The sequence below is a fragment of the Pedobacter foliorum genome, from assembly GCF_013266735.1.
GTDB classification, from domain to species: Bacteria; Bacteroidota; Bacteroidia; order Sphingobacteriales; family Sphingobacteriaceae; genus Pedobacter; species Pedobacter foliorum.
This window is the reverse complement of record NZ_JABSNU010000012.1, coordinates 104,943-129,252: the sequence shown is the minus strand read 5'-3', so window position 1 is coordinate 129,252 and position 24,310 is coordinate 104,943. Positions and strand designations below refer to the sequence as shown.

Below are 24,310 nucleotides of genomic sequence, written 5' to 3'. Positions count from 1 at the left end.
CACTGCAAATCAATAAGTTTAATGTAGCATGAGTATAAAGTCATCTGTTAATTGCATTTTAGTATTGTTGTGCCTTTTGCCATGTTTTGGTAAGGCACAAAATCAATTAAAGGATGAAATTATCAGGTTTGATGAAGGCCTGCCCTCAGATTTTGTTAGGCAAGTAGCATTAAGCAAAAACGGTTACCTGTATTTGGCAACCAGAAGAGGTTTGTCGCAATATGATGGTTATCGTTTTTTAGAACAACCGGCCGCACTTACCAATATTACCTCACTGTTGGTTAAAGATGATGTGATTTACTATCATGATGTTTACAATGGCTTATGTGTATTAAAAAACTTTTACGACAAGCCAAGTGTAATAACCACTAATAAGTACCATGACACTGACCCAAATAACGATCATTTCGAAAATATTTTTGTAGACTCAGAAGATAGAATCTGGTGTACTGATTTTAATAATATCAAATATTTTAACAGGGATGGTACAAAGGGCAAGGTGTTCTTTGTTGATAAAAATCCTGATAAGATAAAGAGATACGTAACTTTTTTGGAGCTGCAAAAGGGCGTGGTCTGGGCGCTTACAAATCGGGGTATGTTTATATGGCAAAAGCAAACAGGTAAGCTTATTCCGCAGTCAAATGCCAAATTAAGAAATCTGGAATATAGAGCCGCATTACAAATCAACAAAGAAGAAGTTCTTTTTAGTACACTAAACGGCAGGCTGATAAAATATAATCTGGTAAGTAAACAGATTAGTGATATGCCTTCATTACCAGATAATAGAACAATAGTTGGAATTGGAAAAGTAACGGTTGGCGGTCAACCTCAAACGTTATTATATTCCGACCAGTCTGTGTACCTGCTAAGTGAAACTGATTTAAAGCCAAAGCTACTTTATAGTACTGAAAGACAGATTATTAATGAGGTAATTGTAAACAACGAAACAAAAATTATTTGGATAGCTACCAATAAAGGGCTTGTAAAGCTGTTTAATCCGTATTCTTCAATAAGCAATGCAATGCTTCCGTTGGACAGCCAAAGACCAGGTAATATGATATTGGATATTGTAGAGCTGCCTAACGGAGAGATTTACACTTGCGGAAGAGACAATGTATTGTGGATTTACAATAAAACATCGGGCTGGCGAAAGTTGATGCTTCCTGAAAAGGATGTTAAATGTGAGAGTTTATCGCTTGCCGGAAATAAAATTTTGGTAAGTACCAATGTAGGTGTCTTTTGTGTTGAAGATGAGAACGTTAAAAAGCTAGTTGCACTTGCACTACCGCCAAAATGGCCAATCAAAAAGAGTATTGTTTATCAGGATAAACAGCTGTGGGTGTTGCCCGCCGGACAACCTGTTCAGGTTTATAAATGGCCATCCTTAGAAAAAGAAAATGGTTTCGTTACCAACGACAATCAGTTTTGGTCAGATAATTTATGGAATGACATTTACATAAATGCTGATGGTAAGATTTGGCTTGTTGGCTGGATGCCCAAAGATTTTGGTCTTGCGATATACAACGAGTCAAAAAAAGCATTTCTAGAGGTAAGTAAGCTGAAGGAAAATGCAGATCATTCTCAGTTTTGTGGTGATTATTATAACCGGATTTCAACAACTACAAATGGTGATGTACTAGTCTCTGGTTATGGTGGTTGGAACTTACTTGATGCAAATGGAGTAATAAAGAAAATGTTAAATACCCAAACCTATGATGTAGCAAATGATAGGGTAGAGGGAATTGCAGAAGATAACAATGGTAAAGTATGGTTTGCTACTGAGGAAGGATTAAATGTTTACAACAATAATACGGACAAGGTTATCAGAATATCGCAAATTGATGGCTTACCTGGCGACGATTTAATTTATGGGTTTAAAAAGCTTAGAAACGGCAACCTTGTTGTTGGCGTAGAAAATGGTTTGTCGTTTATTGATGTAAATAAAATTGTACGGTCGCAGCTGGTTAATAAATTAGAGTTGTGTGGCATTAAAGTTAACGGTAAAACTATTAATACCAATAACCCTGATATTGAGCTTAAAAAAGGGGAAACGGAACTGGAACTGCTGTTTTCTTCGCTTACTTTCATCGACAAACGGAAAATAATATATCGGTATAAGTTTAAGGATGAAACGAAGTGGATTTACCTTGGCAATAAGGCCGAGTTGTCGTTGAGGCATCTTGCCCCGGGTGATTATCACCTGCAAATTGAGGTTGGCGACAATATGGAGAACTGGCAATCCAAAGATCTGGTTGTTAAAGTATATTTACCTGCTCCATTTTATAAAACGCAATGGTTTCTGTTCCTCATGTTTGGGCTAATCATATTGGGGATAGTTTACGTTTACAGATACTTATTTCAACAGCATAAAATAGAAGAACAATACAGACGAAAGCTTAAAGATGCAGAAATGCAGGCCCTCAGGTCGCAAATGAATCCGCATTTTATGTTTAATACCCTTAATTCTATCAACAGCTTTATTATTGAACATAAAATTGAGGAAGCCAGCGAATACCTCACCACATTCTCTAAATTGATGAGGAATATATTGGATAATTCTAAGCACACCGCTATTTCTCTTGACAAGGAACTTGATACTTTAAAGCTTTACCTGAACCTTGAAGCTGCACGATTGGAGCATTGTTTTGATTACAGCATTAAGTTCAATAAGGATATTCATCCCGAATCGTTAAGGGTTCCTCCGTTAATTTTACAGCCCTTTGCAGAGAATGCGATTTGGCATGGATTGAGAAATAAAGACGGAAAGGGGCTTTTAGAGATTATAATTGAACAGACCAACGAAAGTATACTGCATATCACTATAAAAGACAATGGTATTGGTAGGGCTGCCGCTGGATCATTTATGGCTAGCCAGTTTAAACATAAATCTTACGGAGTTGATATTACTTCGAGCAGGTTAAAGTTACTAAGCAGCGATAGTCAAATTGTAACTGAAGATTTATACGATGGGGATAAAGCAGTAGGTACCGCAGTTCATATTTATCTGAACATGATTTGATCGGGATAATAACGAATATCTTATTAAGATAACCAGTTAAGGTTTAGATATTACCGTTCACTAATTATTTTTCGTGTTTTAGAAATTAATGACTTATTTTTAGAATAAAGGACTAATAATTGTAGACCTAAAGTATCTAAATATGAATGCAATCAGAGCTATTATCGTTGATGATGAAAAGCATGGTATCATAACTCTCCAACATTTACTGAGTCAGTGCTGCAAAGAAGTTGAAGTGGTGGCCACTTGTCAGAAAAGTGCTGAGGCTAAAATGATTATCGAAGATAAACAACCGGATATTGTTTTTATGGACATAGAAATGCCGGTAATGAGTGGTTTAGATGTTTTGGAGCAGTTTGATGAGCATAATTTTCAAACCATTTTTACTACTGCTTACGATCAGTATGCAATTGCCGCATTAAGATTAAATGCGCTCGATTATTTATTAAAACCGATTGATAAAACGGAACTAAGAGATGCAATTGATCGGTTTTTAAATAAAGAAACTGTTTCTTCTAAACAGCAGTTTCAAATGGCGAGGCACTTTACACAAACCAGAATTATGGATACACTGGCACTTTCCAGTAGCAAAGGTCTCCATTTTATTAAAATTAAAGATATTGTATATCTGGAAGCCACCAGTTGCTATACCAATATAACTATGCAAGATGCGCAAGTTCATTTGGTAAGTAAAACACTCTCTTCGTTTGAGGAGGCACTAAGTGATCATTCTTTTTTCAGAGCTCACAAGTCATTTATAATAAACCTTGATTATATAAAACACTATATCCGTGGCGAAGGAGGGGAAGTAATCATGACCAATAATACCACCATCAACCTAAGCCGGACTAAAAAACAGGAGTTTCTGAATTTCTTTACTAAGATATAGCTTGATAAGTAATGCCTTTATAAAACGGGCTGCAGAATAATCGATTTAAGGTTAAATAATGCCTTTCCATTAGTATCTGGACTTAGTTTTATGCTGTAAACACCAGGTTTGCTTACTGAAACAATGGCAACAGGATGTTTAATAAATAACAAAGGTTTCCCAGAGTCAAACTCTGATGTTCTTAAGGTTTGAAACTTATATGTTTTATTGTTAAAGCTCATTAAGCCTTCTTGTTTGCTATTTTCTTGAGGGCACGAATATTCCAGCAATATTTTATAATCGCCAGGTTCTGTTACAGAGAACTTAAAGGTTGCTTCATCCTCTGGTTTGCTCATGTTTGTAATACAAGTGGTGTGTTTCCAGTCGCCAAAGTAATGGCTGTAGGTAAGCGATTCTATTTTTGCATTACCTTTTACCTCTGCATTTACGGCATCAATTGTGTTGAAATCGTATTGCAACGAAACCTGTGGCAATGAAGCCGAGTAGCCATCATTAAGCTTGCCGTTAAACTGCACTGCAAGTACAGTATTGTGATCGTTTAAAGATTTGGGCATATCAATAATGATATTATTACCCTGTTTTACCCATTTAACAGGCTGTTTTGTAGCTAGCTGATACACTTTTGTGATGGCTACATTTACACCCGGAATACTTATTTTTCCGTTTCTGGGGTTGTTTAATACATGAAGAAATAATTTGCCCGGAGCAGAAGTTGTTACGCCCCAAGGTTGTGCCGGAATTAACCCATAAGTAGTTCCATAAATACTTTCTCCGTTTGTTTTTAGCCATTTACCTGTTTCTCGTAAGTACTTTACAGAATAAGGAGGGATGTTTCCTTCTCCATCAGGTCCAACGTTTAACATAAGATTACCTCCTTTTGATGCGACAACGGCCAGTAATTGAATGATCTCTTTAGGAGATTTGAAATTCATATCATGAGTAATGTATCCCCATGAGTCGTTGTGAGTGTATATAGACTCCCAGGCGCCTTTAATAGGAGTTGCCGGAACCTCTGAGTCACCGAAGGTACGGTAATCGCCCAGGCCTTGTCCAACACGACTGCTGAATAAACTTTTTGGTTGTAAGGCGTGCATGCTGTCAACCAGGTCCTGTGTTTGTTTTTTGTTTAACCCACCCGGCATATCAAACCAAACAATACCCAGATTTCCGTAATTGGTTAGCAATTCTTTTAGCTGTGGAATTGACTTTTCTTTATAATATTTTAGGTAATCTTTTTTCGATTCATCAAAATCCCAGTTATTGCCACCACCATTAGGTTCATGCCAGTCCAAAAATTGAGAGTAGTAAAAGCCAAACTGTATACCTCTTTTTCTTGTGGCTTCTGAGAGTGCTTTCATCGGGTCTTTCCCATAGGGAGAAGCTTTTACGATATTAAAATCGCTTACTTTTGAGTCGTACATTGCAAAACCCTCATGGTGTTTTGCAGTAATAACCATGTATTTAATGCCGGCATCTTTTGCCAGATCGGCCCATTCATCAGCATTAAATTTTACGGGATTAAATTCTGTAGCAACCTTTGCATAATCGGTAGCCGAAACCTTTGCCTGATACATTAACCATTCGCCGCTGCCATAATAATCTTTTCCATTCCATTCTCCGCCAAGTTTAGAATATAAACCCCAGTGGATAAACATCCCGAATTTCGCTTCTTTAAACCATTTTGTATTAGGGTTCTCCTTTTCATTGGCCTGTTTGTCCCACCTTTCAATGTCTTGTGCTACAGATGTGGTAAATGTTAAAACAGATAGGATGCCTGAAGTGATAATTGCCTTTACAGTTTTCATGGATGCTTCAATTTTAAAAATGGTTTAGTATTTGGTTAATGGATAGCTAATTTAAGCGTTATAGGTTACGAATATTGTTTATTAATGGCTATTGATTAAACAATTTTGGCTTAAGGGTTATCATTACAGTTATTATTGCTTTTTTCGTAACTTGGTACTTGAGTAAACACAGACGATAAAACTGAACTTATATGGAACAAATTAATGCTAAAAGGGGTAATTGGTTGGTTATAGCAGGCGTTATTGGAGTTTGGTTTGCGCTTGTTGCACAATTTTACCTAACCACTCAAAATGCTCTTGTTCCTGTTGATGAGTCAGTTATCAGGTATTTCAGTTTCTTTACAGTTTTAACAAATATTATTGTAGCAGTATGTTTCACTGCGCTTTTGTTTAAAAAAGAGGGGAGTAGTTTCTTTACAAAGCCTGGTACACTTACAGCTACAGCTGTTTACATTAGTGTGGTGGCTATAATTTATAATTTAATATTAAGATTTACATGGGAGCCTAAAGGCTTGCAAATGGTGGTTGATGAGTTGCTGCATGCAATTGTGCCACTAATTTTTGTGGTGTATTGGTTAATGTATGTACCCAAAAATACATTGAAGTGGAGAGACACTTTTAGCTGGCTTATTTACCCATTTATTTACTTGATGTTTATTTTATTTAGAGGATCAGTATCCGGATTTTACCCTTATCCTTTTGTAGATGTGGCAAAATACGGATACGAAACTGTTTTTGTAAACTGCGTTTATGTAATGCTTGTGTTTCTAGGGCTGTCTTTTTTATCTGTATGGATAGGGAGCAAAGCGAGATAACCAGTATCTCGCATTTTTCTGTTACTTGGTAATTAAGCCTCTATATTTTTGCATCGCAGCAATATTTGGGTCATGACCACGGAAATCTTTAAACATTTTGCCATAATCTTCGGTATTACCTCTTGAAAGAATCATATCACGAAAGCGCTGTCCATTAGCTAAGGTTAAGCCACCATTCTCTTCGAACCAGGAGAAAGCATCATGATCTAACATTTCCGTCCATAGGTAAGCGTAGTAGCCTGCTGCATAACCATTTCCCCATATGTGCAAAAAGTAGCTTGAGCGATAGCGAGAAGGCACGTAAGATAAATCAAGGTGTGTTTTTTGCAAGGCTGAAATTTCAAATTTGTCGGCATCCTGTATTGGATCTGTGGCAGCTAGCTTATGCCATTGCATATCAAGTGCAGCTGCGGCAAGGATTTCGGTTAACGCATAGCCCTGGTTAAATGTACCTGCTTTTTTGATTTTATCAACCAATGCTTGCGGCATAGGCTCGCCAGTTTTATAATGAACCGCGTAATTTTTAAATACCATAGGGTTCAGTGCCCAATGCTCATTAAACTGCGAAGGGAATTCAACAAAATCACGAGCTACATTAGTGCCCGATAAAGTTGGATACTGCTGACTAGCAAAGAAACCATGTAGCGCGTGACCAAATTCATGGAACATAGTAGTTACATCATCAAAGCTGATTAATGCAGGTTCACCGTCTGCAGGCTTAGTAAAGTTACAAACATTAAAAATTACTGGTTTTGTACCTAACAATTTAGATTGGCCGACCATATTGTCCATCCAGGCACCACCAGATTTGTTGTCACGTTTAAAATAATCGCAGTAAAATAAGCCTATGGTAGTTTTGTCTTTATCAAATAGCTCATACACTTTAACGTCTTTATGATATACCGGAAGATCTGTGCGTTCTTTAAAAGTTATTCCATAAAGTTGTGTGGCGGCATAGAATACGCCATTTGTAAGTACTTTGTTTAACTCAAAATAAGGCTTGATCTGATTTTCATCCAGGTCGTATTTTGCTTTACGAACTTGCTCTGCATAATAATTCCAGTCGTATGCTTCCACTTTAAATCCACCTTTTTGCTGGTCAATTACTGCTTGGATATCAGCTGCTTCAATCTTAGCTTTTGCAGTGGCAGATGGCACAAGCTTATCAAAAAAGGTTTCTACTGCTGCAGGAGTTTTAGCCATTTGATCCTGCAATTTCCATGTTGCATAATTAGGGAAGCCCATAAGTTTGGCTTTCTCTGCACGGATTTTCGCTATTTCAACAATTGCTTTTCTGGTATCATTTGCATCATTGCGTTCTGCGCGATTCCATGATACGTCAAATAGTTTTTGTCGGGTAGCACGGTTTGAAAGCATTTGTAAAGAAGGCTGCTGTGTAGTGTTTTGCAATGGCAACATCCATTTACCCTCTAGTTTGTTTGCTTTTGCGGCCTGGGCAGCGGCGGCAAGTTCGCCTTCAGATAGCCCTGCAAGTTCCGATTTATCATTAACTACTAAAGCACCAGCTTTGGCAGCTGCAAGCAGCTGATTTGAGAATTTTGCACTTAAAGATGCTTCCTCACCATTCAGTTTTTTAAGGTTTGTTTTATCAGCATCTGAAAGTTTGGCGCCAGCTAAAACAAATGTTTGATATTGATATTCTATTAACCGTTTCGATTCAGGGTCTAATTTTAATTGATCTCTTGTATTATAAATTGACTCTATTCTTTTAAATAAGGCGGAGTTTAGTAGGATTGCATCTTGATGAGCTGCAAGTTTAGGCGCAATCTCTTCTTGTAATTTCTGCAGGTCATCGTTTGTATTTGCACCGGTGAGCAAGCCAAATATCCTGTTCACTCTTGTCAGCATTTCGCCTGATTTCTCCATTGCCACAAGCGTGTTTTCGAATGTTGGCGCTTCGGTATTGTTTGCAATTTTAAGAATCTCTTCTAAATGGATTTTCATTCCTTCTTCAAATGCAGGTCTAAAATCGGCATCTTTTATCTGATTAAAATCTGGAGCCTGATAAGGCAATTTGCTTTGACTAAGAAAAGGATTTGATGGAGATAGAGCTGTATCGTTAGCTGTAGATTTTTTGTCGTTATTTTGACAAGAGGTTAGAATTGCAAGCATCGCAACCAAAGGAACCTTTAAAGATGTTTTCATGCAGTTTTTTTATTTGTTGATCTAATGTACGTAAAATCATTAGTGTTTTAATTGCATTTGGTATCTGTTAAGGTGTTCAAAAGGAGTAATTTTTTCCTTTTTTAATTTTTTTTGGGTCCTTAAGATTGGTCGGCCTTTCTACTGATATTGTTCGCCCTTTGTTCGACTGTGGTCGAACGAGGTCCGAACAAGGTGCGTTTAAAGGTGGTGCGAGGGCCGACTATATTTTAGGTCGAAAAAGCAATATTTTTCTGATTCAAAACTAAAACAATAAGAATTTAGTTAAGTAGCAGTATCAATTTAATTTAGAGCCAAATTCTACCGATTTGAATAATTGAATATAAGGAAAAATATAAATGCAGGGCTACATCTGGTGCGTTTTTCGGCGCAATTCGACGTAATTCTACGCAATAAGTCGTTTTGAACGTTTTATATGACACTAAAATGGTAATAAGCGAGAAGTTTCAATAAGGAGGCAAAAAAATAAGCCCCTGTATCAATGACACAGGGGCTTATTTTGTAAAAACTAGTATTAGTTACTTTTTAAATTCTTTTAAATCAACAATTCTATCATTGTCGTTAGGAATTAAAAAGGAGATACCATCTTTAGTTCTATCCCATTTAAAATTTTGCGTTACCCAGGCAAATAGTTCATTACCAGTTGCTGTAGGGATAGTTTTTAAAGGTTGATTGTATGTTTTTCCTGTAGGGTAGTGAACCTGAAAAAATGACTTAGCACATAAGAATGCAAGTGTTTGCTTATCAGGAGATTTTACCATGAAATCACCTTGGATTCTTTCATCTTCATTTTGTCTTTTGATTAAGAAAACCTTAGCATTAACATTGGTAACAAAGAAGTCGTTGTTAACAACATATCCATCTCTTCCAACTTTAGTAATTCCTTTGGTGTATTTTTTATCTTCTGCACCTTTAGATGCTCTGTAAAGGCTAATTACTTCTGGTTTTTTATCATTAATTGTAATTAGATAAACCGGAGCCTGAAGACCTGAGTTGTCTGCAATTTGCACTAACAAAGTAGTTTTTTGAGTGTTTACATATTCTGCCGAAGAGAATTTGCCATTTGCAGAGGCTTTATCATCAGGGTTTGTTTGGATTTGAATAACCGTATCCATGTATTTTACATTAAATAATTCTGTAGCCTCTTTTTTATCGCCTACGGCATTAATAAGAGCCAAAGTATCACCTCTGGTTTCAGGATTGTAGTTAAACTTTTCTGTAGCGGTTAATACTCTAGGAGTGTAAGTCGCAGCGTTTTCTTTGTTGCCTTGGCAAGCAGTGAAAACAACGGATGCTAAAAGGGCGTAAAAAATACTTTTCATAAAATTTTGAGATAAAAGGAATATTTGGTTAAAACAAAGTTAAATTCTGACATTAAATATCCAAATATAACTTGGTAACATTGATATGAATAAAATATTTTTATATTAAATTTAATCTGATGATGTTTTGAAAAAAGATATCGATAGCGTTAAAAGTATCAATTATCTTATTTCTTTCTTTGGAGCAAATGCCTTAATTCCTTGTTAGTTGGATTATCAATGTTTAAATCTTGAGTAATAAAATGAACGAAAACAAACCGAACATAATAGTTGAGGGGATGCTGCCTGTTAACTGGCCATCAGTAGTGGACATATATGTACAAGGATTTTCTACAAAAAAGGCTACATTTCAGACAGAGGCCCCTACTTGGGAGGAATGGAATAAGAGCCATTCAGAAGGTCTCCGGTTCGTAGCAATAAAAAATGAGATCATAACCGGTTGGGCAGCACTTAGTCCAGTTTCTTCAAGAGCCGTGTATGCTGGTGTTATGGAAGTAAGCGTTTATGTTCATGAGGATTATAGAGGAATGGGGATTGGAAATGTGCTACTAGAGCGACTGATTACTGAGAGTGAGACAAAGAATATTTGGACACTTCAATCAGGCATTTTTCCTGAAAATCTTGGCAGTATCGCATTACATGAGAAATTTGGGTTTAGAAAAATCGGCTACAGGGAAAAGATAGGCAAGATGTACGGAGTTTGGCGAGATACTGTGTTGATGGAAAGAAGAAGTAAAACAGTAGGTTTATGAGATATCAAATTTCAAAATGTTATATATTTATTATGTAGATAACTTTATATGAAATCAGATCTTGAAGAACTAATTGATGCATATGAAATAGAGAAAGCAGAACTCGAAAAACAGATTTCAGGATATGTTGAGGAAGGAGACTATATTTATGCTCATTATCATAATAAAGCGTTGAGAAAAATCAATAAAACACTCGATATCCTTAAAGGCATACAAAATCCATTTTACAGGCTCATTTCAGAAGAAAAAAACATAGCGAAAAATATCAGCAAGATGTTGACCAGTGAAGAATATAAAAAATATTTCGATCTATTGGGAGCAGATCATTTTGCAGACCGGCTTCGTGAAGGCGAAAACAAAATCACGGAATGGAAGCGGATTGCTATTAGTCCAATATACGATAGTCAGGAGATTGACAATGCGCTGTTTGATTTGGTTAAGGGGGTTCTTAATGGTTTTAACCTGTATTTTAAATCCAGACCAGATATATTCGCCAGATTTACATTAAAAGGCCACATCATTGAAATTACATTGTTATATGATGAAGATGCTTATTATGATTATGGAGGGGTTTTTTGGGATGGCAAAGAGATTAGTGCTTTGGGATTCATTCTTGAAGAAGAGCAATGGGTATACCTCTATCATTTTGATCAGTTTAAAGATGCATTGGAGATCAAAATCCTACTTGCCCGTTTAATTTATGATGTGTTCAATTACGACCGAAGATTTGACTCAGCAAGGATCGTATATGATTAATCCATTAATAGAATTTCCAGTGCATCCTCACTCACAAAAGTTGTGGCTTAGACTCAATTTGAGGTTGTTGGAATATACACGAAGACCATTCAGAAAATGATTAAAACAACTATTGAACTTGTATATCAAACTCTGTTTAATTTCTTTGTTAAGAGAGACGGCTATAATTCTTTGACCCACATATTGGCATCTTTGCTCACTCTTGGTGTTTTTTTCCTTATTACAACAAATGTACTGCTTGTAATAAATATCTTTTCGAATGATGCTATATCATTTCCACAAAATAAAGGTTTAGTGTGGTTCATTAGTTTAATAGTAGGAGGGCTAAATTATTTTTTTCTTTTCAGTATACTAAAAATAGAAAAGGAGGGAAGTGGAGAAAATAAAGTATTCAATATTGATTCAAAAAAGTCAAATGGGATATTAAGAATACTTACTGTCTTAGCAATATGCTGGTGTTTATCAGCCGTAATTGAAATCATTTTCTGAGTTGTTGCTTCCTCATTAATAAAAGAAATACATAGATTGTGAGGTTGGATAGAAATAAACGGGATGTCTTCTTCTTTAGTTATGTAGAGATGGAAAAGGTTAACCAAAGTATTTAAATTAAATTGTCCTCATCCGGTTCATATGCAATTATATCACCTGGTTGACATTCTAAGGCTTTACAGATAACTTCAAGTGTACTTAGACGTATAGCTTTAGCCTTTCCCTGTTTTAATATTGATAAATTAGATAAAGTTATGCCTACTTGTTCAGATAATGTATTTAATGACATCTTTCTTTTTGCCATCATTACATCTAAGTTAATCACAATCCCCATAGTTATATCGTTAATTGCTTTTCCTCTTCAAGAGAAAGCCCTATTTTAAATATTTCTGCAACGATGATCAACATGATCCCCATTAGAGCATAGCTTACACTAAAATTATAGGTGAGATCCATATGCCCCCATTTCAAATTGGAACTTAAAATTAAATTCACTAGAACTGTATACAACCATTGAACTACGGAATAGGCAATCAATACTATAGCTATATTCCTAATTCTATTGATGTTTAATGCATTAAATGGCAAGTTCTTCTTGAAGTTTGAGAAAATAACCTTTAATTGATAAGTAATGATGTTGATAGAAGCAAAAATAAGCCCGTACCCAAGCAATAACAGTATTATATTAGGACTGTTAGCTTGAATTTGTAAGGATAAGACACCATCAGTTGTATTTATGTGACCACCGGGAAAATTACCGCTTATAGAGCGAACTGTACTTATTGTGGTTTCAGAGAAGGTGACCGGAAGTTGCAAAACATATCCACCTCTAATATGTCCGGCTACTGCCAATAATACTAGGAAACCGGCTGCCACCGCCCATTCAATCCACCAAACTACATTGAGAGTTATTGCAATAACTGCTGATAAAGATTTGTTTCCAAATGTTTTCATAATGCGTTTATATTTACAGACAATAATAATAAATATTTATTGTTTATCAATAAATATTTATTATTATTTAGAGGCGCAGCCTCTGCAGGTATATCGTGAGTTCTTAAATGAGGGCTTTCGCTCTTTTGATGCTTGCAAAGAGAATGGGGAATTATTAATTATTAATTATTTCGTTAATTTGTTAGGAGGGATATTATAGTATTCAAATTGAAATGGAGAAGTTAAAAATTGTATTCACCTTGCTATCCATTACAATTACAATTGGACTCGGCTTATATTGGATTGGTGTGAATGCTGAAAAAGAACAGATTGAGACATCAGAACTGATAAAGGAAGGTTTCGGAGAATCTAAAGGCATCATTACAAGTATTAAATATTATAAAGGTCGTAGCCTAAGAGTAAAATATACGCTTAATAATAAGGTGTATGAATATTCCGGCGGTTGGGATCATAATCCAAAAAGATTAGATGTCGAAGATTCAATTAGCTTCAAGTACTCAATAAAAAGACCCGAAGTCCTTATCACTGAATTGGAATATGAATATGAAAACTACTAATTCTATACTATTAGTTGCATTTAGAGATTGGACTTTAACAGTTGATCGTGAAGTTACGAAAGCAACCTATGCTTCTGTCGTTAATGGTAGTGCTGAAGATTGTAAATGCCCTGAATGTTTGAATTACATTCAGGGTAGAGATAAGGCATTTCCCGATGAAATAAAATCCTTATTCGATATGTTGGGGGTGGACTACAGAAAGGAAAGCGAAGTATGGCGAATGTATAAGCATAAAGATGGACTACATATCTACAGTGGATTCTTTCACTTCAAAGGGAGTTTTGAAGGTCGGGATTGTTTTGTTACGGCTGATGGCAGGAATGGTACATTTTCTATGACCGATATAAACGAATCCTTTAGTATTGGTTTTAGGATTGTCAGTGATCTAGCGTACTTTAAAGACTACGAGAACCTTGTGCAGGTGGAGTTTGAAGTAAAAATACCGTGGACGATCGATGAGAAGCTAGAGTGCGATTGGTAGATTTTCAATTGTAATATCCGAACTTTCCTCTCAATTAACTATCGTTTTACCACCATAAATTTATACAAGGCAATATTAGCTTATAATTATCGACGAAAGAGTATGAAGAAGATTAACTCTATATTGCCTGAGTGGATAGCTACACATGCCTCATTAGGGGATCATGTTGAGCTAGATAATGATGTTGTGTATACTCCAAATGAAAGACTATGGTATCTGCTAACTTTGTTTTGTCCTTTGATATTTGAAAATTATGCAGTAGTCTTTCATCCATTTTGGATTAAGAGTGAAAAGTGTTTATCTCATGATTGTTTTCAATCGAATGACAAAGAGGTAGATTACAAAGCAATCACTTGGCCTAATTTCTTCAAGTTATACAAAGAGCAATTCGATTTACATAGTGCAATCCTAGTGCAAGAACGTATCAGGTTATTGCTATTGAAGGATCAACAGTGGCCATCGCATATTTCTTTTCCGGCGGACGGGGATATGGAAAACACACAGGTACAGAGAATTAGGGACGCAATTCTTAATCTGTATGGTGATATAGAAGTGAACTATTATTATTGTCTATTAAAGACGTCGGACTGGTTTGGTAATGAGATTTTATATAGAGGGAAATTATCAGAGCTAGAAGAACTTTGGAATCAGGAGGATATTAGAGAAAACCCCTCAGCCATATTCCCTGATACAAAAGAATGGTGTATTATTTCTAATTATGATTCGGATGTAACTTACATTGGAGGATCACAAGCATTACTTGGAAAACTAACTTCACTAGTGGGGTGTGATATTTATAAAATTGAACCGAAATTAAGTAACTAATTGGCATTCACACAAAATAAGTCCTAAATCCATTAATTTATTTACGTTCAGCTAGCCTTCCCTTACTCATCATTTAGATTTTGGGAAATAAGTGTATATTACATTATCTAAATCGCGCAAAATGAATAGACTATTAAAAATCCGAAAGAATCATTGTTAAGATCATGCTTGATTAAACGTTAAACCTGAATAGAAATGCCTTCACTTTTGATCTATAAATAACTATGAATAAAGTAATAATAATCAATCTTCTTTGCTTATTCAGCTTTTTGCTCTTGCTGCCCTTTAAGGAGCCTAAAGATATTACTATAGGTACACCTAAAATAGAAGCAGGTACAGCTAATATTAACGGCAAAATTAGCAGTCCAAATGAAACACATAAGAATAATGGTTCTGTGGAGATTTTCGTTCCACATCCAATTTCGGGTGAGATCTCTAAATATAAAACTGTTATTGACGAATCAGGTAAATTCTCTATAGTCGTTGATGTGGAAACAGATATTTCGCTAATTGGCTTATATACTAGTCTAAAGCCATATAATTCTCTTCTTGTCAAAGTGAAAAGCGGAGAAGTAACTAATATCGATATCACTTACAACCAGAACCTTGATATTGAAGACGTGCAGACTGAGCCGGAAATGGATAAATATCAAATGATGCGAAGCTTGGCAATCATAAATCAAATGTTAGGTGTTTATGATGCAGTACCTGAACCACAGGTATCCCTTTACAACAAGAGTCCTGAAGCCTTTCTAAACCATGTCAACACTAGGGTATCCGTGAAATTGGAAATCTTAAATAAGGATTCATTACTATCAAGAGAAATAAAAGAAATTCTGGCTAAAGATTTTCGGATATGGAATTACAGGATGCGTGCCTTCAATTACGAAAGGTCGATGAAATTTAATTACAGGAATATAGTTAAGGATACTACTGCAATGCCTAAGATGCAAAAGATTGATAAATCCTATTTTGGATTTTTGAAAGATTTCGATCTTAATAACCCTCAATATCTGATTTGTTCAAGTTTCATGGATTTTCAAAAAGAAATTTTAAAGAATGGTACATTAGCGATACCCAAAATTGCTGAACGTGATGTTCCGTCCTGGATGGCTAGTGTGAAAGCTATCTTATCGAATTTAGTTGGATTTAAAGATGGTCAATACTACGATATTTTAGCTGCCAATGCTTATGGCAGACAACTGAATGAAGAAGTAACTCCGCTTACAGAAAAGCAAAAAAAGAATATATCAGATTATTGGAAAGAAGGAGAGATTGCAAAAATACTATTGCGGAAAAACCGACAGGTTGTTGAATTAGACAATGCTAAATCATCCGCTGGCCAGACTAGGAAACAATAACCCTAAAGAACTCCTTGATTAAAGCAAACCGGAGGATTAAGAGATATTAATGCAATATTAGGGACTTTAATAGGATTTTTTTGCGCATTCGGCTTTATCGGTATAAACCCAGATTATAGAAAAAGTGTAGGTTGCGTTATCCAAAATCTGTATTTGCCCCATCCTTAAGTAATAGATTAAGGATACTAAGGTTATAAACGGTTGAAATGTAAAACGGTATGATGAGTAATCAGGTAAATGAAAATTTGATAGAAACAAAGAAAGGGATGTCGCATCCACGCACATCCCTTTTCTAACCAAATATAAACCTGTATGAACGGGTTTTACTTTAAGTTTCCGTAGTACTCTACGAATTTAGCTAATGCATTAGAATAGCCCCATTCGTTATCATACCAAGAAACCACTTTAACGAAGTTATCATTCAATGAAATACCAGCTTTTGCATCAAAAATTGAAGCATGCTCATCGCCGATAAAGTCAGTAGAAACTACTTCGTCTTCAGTATATGCTAATACGCCTTTTAACTCACCTTCAGAGGCAGCTTTCATGGCTTTTTTTACGTCTTCGTAAGTTGCTGGTTTTTCCAAACGTACAGTAAGATCGACAACAGAAACGTCGGCTACAGGAACGCGGAAAGACATACCAGTTAATTTACCTTTTAATTCAGGAAGCACCAAGCCTACAGCTTTAGCAGCACCTGTTGATGAAGGGATGATGTTAGAGAAACCACCACGTCCACCTCTCCAGTCTTTAGCTGAAGGGCTATCAACTGTTTTTTGAGTTGCAGTTACAGCGTGAATAGTACTCATTAAACCTTCAACGATACCAAAGTTATCATTTAATACTTTAGCGATTGGTGCTAAGCAGTTAGTAGTACAAGATGCATTTGAAACGATAGTTTGATCTGCAGTTAATTTATGATGATTAACACCCATTACGTAAGTAGGGGTATCGTCTTTTGCCGGAGCTGAGAATACTACTCTTTTTGCACCTGCAGCAAGGTGTTTTGCACCATCTGCTTGAGTTAAGAATAAACCAGTTGATTCGATAACAGTTTCAACACCAACTTCATCCCATTTTAAGTTTGCAGGATCTCTTTCTGCAGTGATGCGGATAGTTTTTCCGTTTACAACAAGATTACCATTTTCTACAGCGATAGTGCCATCAAAACGACCATGTGTAGAATCATATTTCAACATATAAGCCATGTAATCTGGATCAACTAAGTCATTGATTGCAACGATATCTAATCCTCTTTTTAAAGCAGCTCTAAAAACAAGTCTGCCGATACGGCCAAAGCCGTTTATTCCAATTTTGCTCATCTTATTAATTTGAATAGTAGTTTAGTAAATTATATATTGGTTCTTTAGTTATTGATGTTATTGTTAATCCATGTTTTGCAGCAATAGCACGTAGCTGCTCCTGAAACGTTCCTGCAACAAGACCTACAAAATGTATTTCTTTTCCAGGGTGTAATTCTATAGTTGGTAGTAAATAGATTTTAAAATAACTTTCAAACGCATTATCTATCAACTCTAGTATATATTTATGGTTGCGATGTTCAAGGAAGAAATCAAAGAAAGAACTGAAAAACTGCTGAGCCATCGGTTTTTTATACACTCGCTCAAGTATTTGCGGTCTGTCCAGATTATATTTAACCTCAAACTCACTTTGTAAATCTTTTGGTAATTTTTCTTGAAGAAAGCTCTTTACAAGAGTTTTTCCAAGGAAAGTTGCTGAGCCCTCATCGCCAAGGATAAATCCAAGACCAAAGTTGTTTTTCTCAGGACTTTTACCATCAAAATACGCACAGTTAGCTCCACTGCCTAAAATGCCGACAATGCCACTATTATTGTAACAAGCAGATATTGCTGCTCCATACAAATCATCCTTAACTGTAATTTTGCTGAACTTAAAGAAAAGACCTAGGGTTTCTGCCAATTCGTTTCTTCTTTCTACTGAAGAAGCACCGGCAGCAAACACATAAATTTTCTTTATGCTTTCGGCATGATTGATTAAGGTCGATTTTTTATTTAAAAACTGCAGTATTGCTTTCTGGTCATTAAAACAAGGATTAATTCCGGGCATAGTGCACTCAGCGATGGTTTTACCATCACGTGCAATTTTCCAAAATGCTGTTTTTGATCCGCTATAAACTACTGCAATCATTTTATTATATTGATAAGACTTTAGTCATTTCCAATAAATCATTCTCCAATTTAAAGCTGTGCTTTGTAAGCGCATCTTCAATTGAGGTTGTATGTATCTCGTTACCGCGTAAACCAACCATTTGCATGGTACTTCCTTTCAGAATTTCATTTACTGCTGCAAAGCCTAACCTACTTCCAAGTATCCTGTCAAAACTACTCGGACTGCCTCCGCGTTGAAGGTGGCCTAAGATAGTTACTTTTGTATCATAGTGGTTAAACCTTTCCTTAACTTTTTTGGCGATGTCATATGCTCCACCATCTTTATGTCCTTCAGAAACAATAACTATGCTCGAAGATTTTTTAGTAGATGCACCTGATTCCAGTTGCGCTACCAATTCATCAACACTGGTTTCTCTTTCTGGCAACAAAACAGCTTCCGCTCCACTGGCAATCGCACTTCTTAAAGCGATACATCCTGAATCTCTACCCATTACTTCGATAAAGAACAACCTGTCGTGTGAGTCGGCTGTATCTCTGATCTTGTCAATGGCTTCAATAACTGTGTTTATCGCGGTATCATATCCTAAAGTGAAATCTGATCCTGATAAATCGTTATCAATAGTTCCAGGAATACCTATAACTTTTACGCCATGTTTTTTTGCAAACCGTTGAGCTCCTGTAAAGGTTCCGTCTCCTCCGATTACAATTAATCCATCTATGTCTCTTGCTTTTAAATTTGCAAAAGCTATGTCAAGTCCTTCTTCAGTTTTGAATTCCAGACAACGTGCTGTTTTTAATATCGTTCCTCCGAGGTGGATAATGTTACTTACGGATCTTGCATCCATCGGATTAATATTGTTATTTATTAACCCCTGGTATCCCTGCAAAACTCCAAACATATTTATACCATTGTATATTCCGGTTCTTACTACAGCTCTAATACAAGCGTTCATTCCCGGAGCATCTCCTCCAGATGTCAATACAGCGATATTTTTGATATTTGGTCTCATGATTTATTATACGAATATAGGGTGTATTTTTTACACTAAGTAATTATTTTTTATTTTTCTGTGTAATTTGGGGACAAGTATATTTATTTGCTTTAATATTTAAAAATTTAATATATTGAAACAGAACTATAAACATGCAGTTTGTACCCACTTTCAAAGGAATGGAAAAAAAGTAAAATAGAAGCATATTTATTGTTTTACTTAAACGTTTTATTAGGAAAGTGGCTTGTTTGAAAATAAATTGGAGGCTAAACGCACATATGTTGCTAAATTGGGATTCTTACCTATCTTTATGAAAAAAATGAAACCGCCTTTAATTATATTTAGAGGTATAGTATAACGAATAATTAGCGTAATTAATATTTAATATTTTGAAAGAAATCTTACCAAAGTTTGATTCCACTTTTTCCATCGACTGTGTTGTATTCGGATTCGATGAGGGAGAGTTGAAGATTCTTCTGATCGAAAGAAATGAAGAGCCATTTAAAGACTGGTGGGCCTTGCCGGGTAATATTGTTGGAGAAGTTGAGAGTTTAGATCAATCGGCCTCCAGAATTTTGAACGAACTCACCGGACTAAGTAATATTTATATGGAACAATACTACACCTTCGGTGATGTTAACCGACATCCACAGGGAAGGGTAGTGAGTATAGCCTATTATGCATTACTGCGTTTAGGTGGTGATAAAGCAGTAAAACCGATTAGTACATATGCTAAACAGGCACATTGGATTAATGTAAAGGATTTGCCAAGACTGGCATTTGACCATCAGCAGATTTTTGATAAAGGTCTTGAAAAGATCAAACGTCGTATTAAACATCAGCCTATAGCATTTGAACTTTTACCAGAGAAGTTTACACTAACCCAGTTGCAAAATGTGTATGAAATTATCTTAAACAAGAAGCTGGATAAAAGGAACTTTAGAAAGAAGATGTTGAGTTTTGGAGTATTGAGAGATCTTCAGGAAAAACAACAGGGGGTATCTTTCAGAGCTGCCACATTGTATAAGTTTGATAAGAGAAAATATGCGAAATTGTTTGAAAAGGAAATCTCCTTTTAAACACTAAGCACATAAAAAAAGCTCCTAAATATTTAGGAGCTTTTTTTATGTGCTTATTTATGATTGTTATTTGTTAGCTACCTGTAAATGGTAATCAACAAGATCATCTATTGGTGAGCGGATAATTTTACCAACACCCATTTCATATCTATCTGCAACAATACTTAATATATCTCTAAAGCTATAACCTACAGAACCTACACAGTTTAATGTGTGTTCTTTGTAGTTAGGATAGTGAATTACAAGGTTTTCAAAGAATGCAGTAAATGCATACTCAACAGTTGAGAAAGTATAGTCCTCATAATTGTCTTTGAAGTCATATAAAAACTTACTAAAGCCAGCGCAGAAGCGGTTAGGCAATGGTTTGTTATAGATATGATCAAAAATATCTTCGTTGGTTAATGCAAAGTTATCATAGAAACTTTCTCTAAGTCCTTTTGGCATATAACCTTTCATGTAATCTGAAAGAATTCTTTTTCCGATGAAACAACCACTTCCTTCATCACCTAAGAAATATCCTAGTGAATCGATGTTTAAAGTGATGTCTTTTCCATCATATAAACAAGAGTTTGTTCCTGTTCCTAAAATTGCAGCGAAACCAGGTTCATCACCTAATAAAGCTCTGCATGAAGCTAATAAATCGTGACCAATGTTGATCTCGGCATTTGGAAATACCTGTTTCATTGCATCAGCAACAATTTTACGTTTGGCGTCTGTTGAACAGCCCGCTCCATAATAATTTACCTCTTTCAACTTGTCAGTTTCCAAGTGATCAGGTAGTGTTTTTCTTAATGACTCTACTATGTACTCTGTGCTCGAAAAGTACGGGTTATAGCCCTCTGTATTAAAATGAATTTTTCTACCAGCCTCATTAATTAAACACCAATTGGTTTTAGTTGAACCACCATCTGCAATAACTATCATCTTAATTTGATTTTTTCGGGATAAAAGTAAATAATCCTACAACTTTTGTATGGTTTTTTTTCATAAATTTAATTTTCTAGTTTCGGTTAGTTTTTAATTTTCTGCCTTTAAGTACTTAAAAACAGTGTTTTTTCTAATTTTGCTCGTGATTTTTAGATTACCATATTGTTAAATAAACACTAAGGCTAAAATACACTTGTTATTTTAAAATCCAAATTATAAAATTTTCTCCTTTTATCAACCAAGATTGCAATCGCTATTATACTGGTTTTTTGATGAAAAACATACAATTTAAACATTTAAAGATGGAGATAATTCTTTTTTTTACTAAAAGCACTGTTTTATATAGTATTTTGTAATATTATCGTTCTTAATTCCATTAAGAACTAAATGTAAATTTTGTATTCAGTAAAAATTAATATGGCAATAAAAGTCGATTTTAGAAGTGATACAGTAACAAAGCCTACACCCGAAATGAGATCTGCAATGATGAGTGCAAGAGTAGGGGATGATGTTTTTGGTGAAGATGAAACGGTTAATGAGCTGGAGAGTAAGCTGGCAGTTATGTTTAATATGGAGGCCGGCCTATTTTGCCCTTCTGGTACAATGACCAATCAGATCGCGATTAAGTGCTTTACACAACCAATGGATGAGGTGATTTGCGATCAGACATCTCATGTTTATCGTTATGAGGGTGGTGGTATTGCTTATCACTCTATGGCTTCAGTACGACTTTTATATGGCGAACGAGGGATATTGACCCCGGAGCTGATAGAGCCTGAAATTAATGAAGACAACATTCATTATCCGAATTCAACTTTGGTAGTTTTAGAGAATACGGTAAATAAGGGTGGAGGAATAGCTTATACATTGGATCAGATTGAACCAATTCATACTTTATGTAACATTAAAGGATTAAAGCTTCACCTGGATGGTGCCAGAATATTTAATGCTTTGGTTGCTACAGGTGATCATGCAAAAGATTATGGTAAATACTTTGATGGAATATCCATTTGTTTATCAAAAGGGCTTGGAGCACCGGTAGGCTCTGTACTACTTGGTTCAAAAGAGACGATTAATAAAGCTAGGAAAATTCGTAAGGCATTTGGCGGCGGAATGAGACAGGCAGGCTTTTTAGCAGCAGCAGGGATTTATGCATTAGATCATCATATAGCTCGATTAGCAGCCGACCATCGGCATGCTGCAGCATTGGCAGAGGCTTTAGGGCAGGTTAATTACGTATCTTCTGTAATGCCGGTTCAAACAAATATTGTTTTATTTGATGTTGCAGCAGGCTTTAGAGCCAATGATATTGTTCATCATTTGGCTGAAAAAGGTATTGCTTGTAATACCACGGGCCCGAATACAATCAGAATGGTTACTCATTTAGATGTTTCTTCGGAAATGATTGACATGGCTATCGAAAACATAATACATTTGCATCCAACAGCCCATAAATAACTTTACTAATGAATAAAATTCTTGTAGCCAATAGGGGTGAAATCGCTTTGCGCATTATGCGTTCGGCTCGTGAAATGGGAATAAAAACAGTTGCTGTATATTCTGAAGCTGATAGAGAAGCATTGCATGTACTTTATGCTGATGAGGCAATTTGTATTGGCCCGGCTCCATCTAATCAATCTTATTTAGTAGGACAAAAAATTATTGATGCTTGTAAAGTTACCGGTGCAGAAGCAATACATCCGGGTTATGGGTTCTTATCTGAGAATGCCGGCTTTGCGAGGTTGGTTAAAGAGTCGGGATTAACACTGATTGGGCCAACTCCTGAGGCTATGGAAATTATGGGGAATAAGTTGTCGGCCAAAGCCGCTGCTTTGAAATATAATATCCCTATGGTTCCCGGAACTGAAGAAGCCATTACCGATGTTGAAGAAGCTAAGAGAAGAGCGGTTGAAGTTGGTTTCCCTATTTTAATTAAGGCTGCCGCCGGTGGTGGCGGTAAAGGTATGAGAGTAGTAGAACAGGCCGCTGACTTTGAAGAGCAAATGCAATTGGCAGTAAGTGAAGCAACCTCTGCATTCGGCGATGGATCTGTATTTATTGAGCGGTATGTTTCGTCTCCTCGACATATAGAAATTCAGGTTCTTGGCGATACTCATGGTAATATTGTTCATTTTTTTGAGCGTGAATGCTCTATTCAAAGGCGACATCAGAAAGTAATTGAAGAAGCGCCATCCAGTATTTTAACTCAAGAAATAAGAGATAAGATGGGAGCCTGTGCTGTAGATGTAGCCCGATCTGTAAATTATGTAGGCGCGGGAACGGTGGAGTTTATTTTGGATGAAAACCTTGATTTCTTCTTCCTTGAAATGAATACCAGGCTTCAGGTGGAGCACCCTGTAACCGAAATGATAACAGGGTTAGATCTTGTAAAAGAGCAGATTAAGATTGCCAGAGGGGAAAAGCTTTCCTATAAACAAGAAGACTTAAAGATTAACGGACACGCATTGGAGCTGAGGGTTTATGCCGAAGATCCGCAAAATAATTTCTTGCCCGACATTGGGGTATTGCAAACTTATAGTACGCCAAAAGGCAATGGAGTACGTGTAGATGACGGTTTTAAGCAAGGCATGGAAATTCCAATTTACTATGATCCGATGATTGCTAAATTAATTACCTATGGCAAGGATAGGGAAGAGGCCATAGAACGGATGATTAGAGCTATCGATGAATATGACATTACAGGTATAAAAACTACACTTGCTTTTGGGAAATTTGTAATGCAGCATAATGCTTTTAAGGAGGGTAAGTTTGATACTCATTTTGTAAGTAAATATTTTAATGCCGATAGTTTGAAGCATGAGGACGAAGATGAAGCGCTTATGGCAGCATTAATTGCCGTACTTTCATTGAAAAAGCCAAAAGTAATGCAGTCGCAAGATCAGACTACTGCAATAAGTAATTGGAGAAAAAACAGAGTTAAGTTTAATTAATA

General features: G+C 35.9%; 21 protein-coding genes. 12 read left to right on the top strand and 9 right to left on the bottom strand.

What is annotated here, in order from left to right:
- Positions 1 to 28: 28 nt before the first annotated feature.
- Entirely contained in the window at positions 29 to 3,019 is a 2,991-nt protein-coding gene (locus HQN83_RS20125; RefSeq protein WP_173092732.1) for a sensor histidine kinase, read from the top strand.
- A gap of 142 nt (positions 3,020 to 3,161) precedes the next feature.
- Positions 3,162 to 3,908, top strand: a complete 747-nt coding sequence (locus tag HQN83_RS20120; protein WP_173092729.1) for a LytR/AlgR family response regulator transcription factor — start codon at positions 3,162 to 3,164, stop codon at positions 3,906 to 3,908.
- A gap of 17 nt (positions 3,909 to 3,925) precedes the next feature.
- Here the strand turns inward: HQN83_RS20120 and HQN83_RS20115 are convergent, their stop codons facing one another.
- Positions 3,926 to 5,713: an alpha-L-fucosidase gene (locus HQN83_RS20115; protein ID WP_173092727.1), complete on the bottom strand. Its 1,788-nt coding sequence runs from the start codon at positions 5,711 to 5,713 to the stop codon at positions 3,926 to 3,928.
- Positions 5,714 to 5,904: 191 nt separating this feature from the next.
- Between HQN83_RS20115 and HQN83_RS20110 the strand changes: the two genes are divergently transcribed.
- Positions 5,905 to 6,528 carry a Pr6Pr family membrane protein gene (locus HQN83_RS20110; protein WP_173092725.1) on the top strand — a complete coding sequence of 208 codons (624 nt, stop codon included), beginning with the start codon at positions 5,905 to 5,907 and terminating at the stop codon, positions 6,526 to 6,528.
- A 21-nt stretch (positions 6,529 to 6,549) separates the two neighbouring features.
- Here the strand turns inward: HQN83_RS20110 and dcp are convergent, their stop codons facing one another.
- The gene (gene dcp / locus HQN83_RS20105) at positions 6,550 to 8,694 is read right to left on the bottom strand and encodes a peptidyl-dipeptidase Dcp (protein ID WP_173092723.1); all 2,145 of its coding nucleotides are present in this window, start codon (positions 8,692 to 8,694) and stop codon (positions 6,550 to 6,552) included.
- A 536-nt stretch (positions 8,695 to 9,230) separates the two neighbouring features.
- Entirely contained in the window at positions 9,231 to 10,034 is an 804-nt protein-coding gene (locus tag HQN83_RS20100) for a hypothetical protein (RefSeq protein WP_173092721.1), read from the bottom strand.
- A 242-nt stretch (positions 10,035 to 10,276) separates the two neighbouring features.
- On the opposite strand from HQN83_RS20100, the gene HQN83_RS20095 reads away from it, so the two are divergent.
- On the top strand, positions 10,277 to 10,786 hold the full coding sequence (locus HQN83_RS20095; protein ID WP_173092719.1) for a GNAT family N-acetyltransferase: 510 nt from the start codon (positions 10,277 to 10,279) through the stop codon (positions 10,784 to 10,786).
- A gap of 48 nt (positions 10,787 to 10,834) precedes the next feature.
- Entirely contained in the window at positions 10,835 to 11,542 is a 708-nt protein-coding gene (locus HQN83_RS20090) for a hypothetical protein (protein WP_173092717.1), read from the top strand.
- A gap of 601 nt (positions 11,543 to 12,143) precedes the next feature.
- Here HQN83_RS20090 and HQN83_RS20085 read toward each other — a convergent pair.
- Positions 12,144 to 12,365: a helix-turn-helix domain-containing protein gene (locus tag HQN83_RS20085; protein WP_173092715.1), complete on the bottom strand. Its 222-nt coding sequence runs from the start codon at positions 12,363 to 12,365 to the stop codon at positions 12,144 to 12,146.
- 2 nt (positions 12,366 to 12,367) lie between these two features.
- Positions 12,368 to 12,985 carry a DUF2975 domain-containing protein gene (locus HQN83_RS20080; RefSeq protein ID WP_173092713.1) on the bottom strand — a complete coding sequence of 206 codons (618 nt, stop codon included), beginning with the start codon at positions 12,983 to 12,985 and terminating at the stop codon, positions 12,368 to 12,370.
- 212 nt (positions 12,986 to 13,197) lie between these two features.
- Here HQN83_RS20080 and HQN83_RS20075 point away from each other — a divergent pair, with 212 nt between their 5' ends.
- From HQN83_RS20075 to HQN83_RS20060, 4 genes are all read left to right on the top strand, one after another.
- Positions 13,198 to 13,542, top strand: a complete 345-nt coding sequence (locus HQN83_RS20075) for a hypothetical protein (RefSeq protein ID WP_173092711.1) — start codon at positions 13,198 to 13,200, stop codon at positions 13,540 to 13,542.
- Positions 13,529 to 14,023 (top strand): hypothetical protein, encoded by a 495-nt coding sequence (locus HQN83_RS20070; RefSeq protein ID WP_217277435.1) that lies wholly within the window; start codon positions 13,529 to 13,531, stop codon positions 14,021 to 14,023. The genes HQN83_RS20075 and HQN83_RS20070 overlap by 14 nt, the downstream gene beginning before the upstream one ends.
- Before the next feature lie 102 nt (positions 14,024 to 14,125).
- Entirely contained in the window at positions 14,126 to 14,848 is a 723-nt protein-coding gene (locus tag HQN83_RS20065; protein WP_173092709.1) for a hypothetical protein, read from the top strand.
- Positions 14,849 to 15,072: 224 nt separating this feature from the next.
- Positions 15,073 to 16,209, top strand: a complete 1,137-nt coding sequence (locus HQN83_RS20060; RefSeq protein ID WP_173092707.1) for a hypothetical protein — start codon at positions 15,073 to 15,075, stop codon at positions 16,207 to 16,209.
- Positions 16,210 to 16,532: 323 nt separating this feature from the next.
- Here HQN83_RS20060 and gap read toward each other — a convergent pair whose 3' ends face one another.
- Genes gap through pfkA form a run of 3 tightly spaced genes read right to left on the bottom strand, consistent with a single transcriptional unit; the run spans position 16,533 to position 19,369 of the window.
- Positions 16,533 to 17,531 (bottom strand): type I glyceraldehyde-3-phosphate dehydrogenase, encoded by a 999-nt coding sequence (gene gap / locus HQN83_RS20055; protein ID WP_173092705.1) that lies wholly within the window; start codon positions 17,529 to 17,531, stop codon positions 16,533 to 16,535.
- A 4-nt stretch (positions 17,532 to 17,535) separates the two neighbouring features.
- The gene (locus HQN83_RS20050; protein WP_173092703.1) at positions 17,536 to 18,378 is read right to left on the bottom strand and encodes a hypothetical protein; all 843 of its coding nucleotides are present in this window, start codon (positions 18,376 to 18,378) and stop codon (positions 17,536 to 17,538) included.
- Between the two features lie 4 nt (positions 18,379 to 18,382).
- The gene (gene pfkA / locus HQN83_RS20045; protein WP_173092701.1) at positions 18,383 to 19,369 is read right to left on the bottom strand and encodes a 6-phosphofructokinase; all 987 of its coding nucleotides are present in this window, start codon (positions 19,367 to 19,369) and stop codon (positions 18,383 to 18,385) included.
- 371 nt (positions 19,370 to 19,740) lie between these two features.
- Between pfkA and HQN83_RS20040 the strand changes: the two genes are divergently transcribed.
- Positions 19,741 to 20,430, top strand: a complete 690-nt coding sequence (locus HQN83_RS20040) for an NUDIX hydrolase (RefSeq protein ID WP_173092699.1) — start codon at positions 19,741 to 19,743, stop codon at positions 20,428 to 20,430.
- Positions 20,431 to 20,496: 66 nt separating this feature from the next.
- Here the strand turns inward: HQN83_RS20040 and HQN83_RS20035 are convergent, their stop codons facing one another.
- Entirely contained in the window at positions 20,497 to 21,354 is an 858-nt protein-coding gene (locus tag HQN83_RS20035) for an N-acetylglucosamine kinase (protein ID WP_173092697.1), read from the bottom strand.
- Between the two features lie 420 nt (positions 21,355 to 21,774).
- Here HQN83_RS20035 and HQN83_RS20030 point away from each other — a divergent pair, with 420 nt between their 5' ends.
- Complete coding sequence (locus tag HQN83_RS20030; RefSeq protein WP_173092695.1) at positions 21,775 to 22,815, top strand: threonine aldolase family protein; 1,041 nt, start codon at positions 21,775 to 21,777, stop codon at positions 22,813 to 22,815.
- A gap of 8 nt (positions 22,816 to 22,823) precedes the next feature.
- On the top strand, positions 22,824 to 24,308 hold the full coding sequence (accC, locus tag HQN83_RS20025; RefSeq protein ID WP_173092693.1) for an acetyl-CoA carboxylase biotin carboxylase subunit: 1,485 nt from the start codon (positions 22,824 to 22,826) through the stop codon (positions 24,306 to 24,308).
- The last annotated feature ends 2 nt before the right edge of the window (positions 24,309 to 24,310 follow it).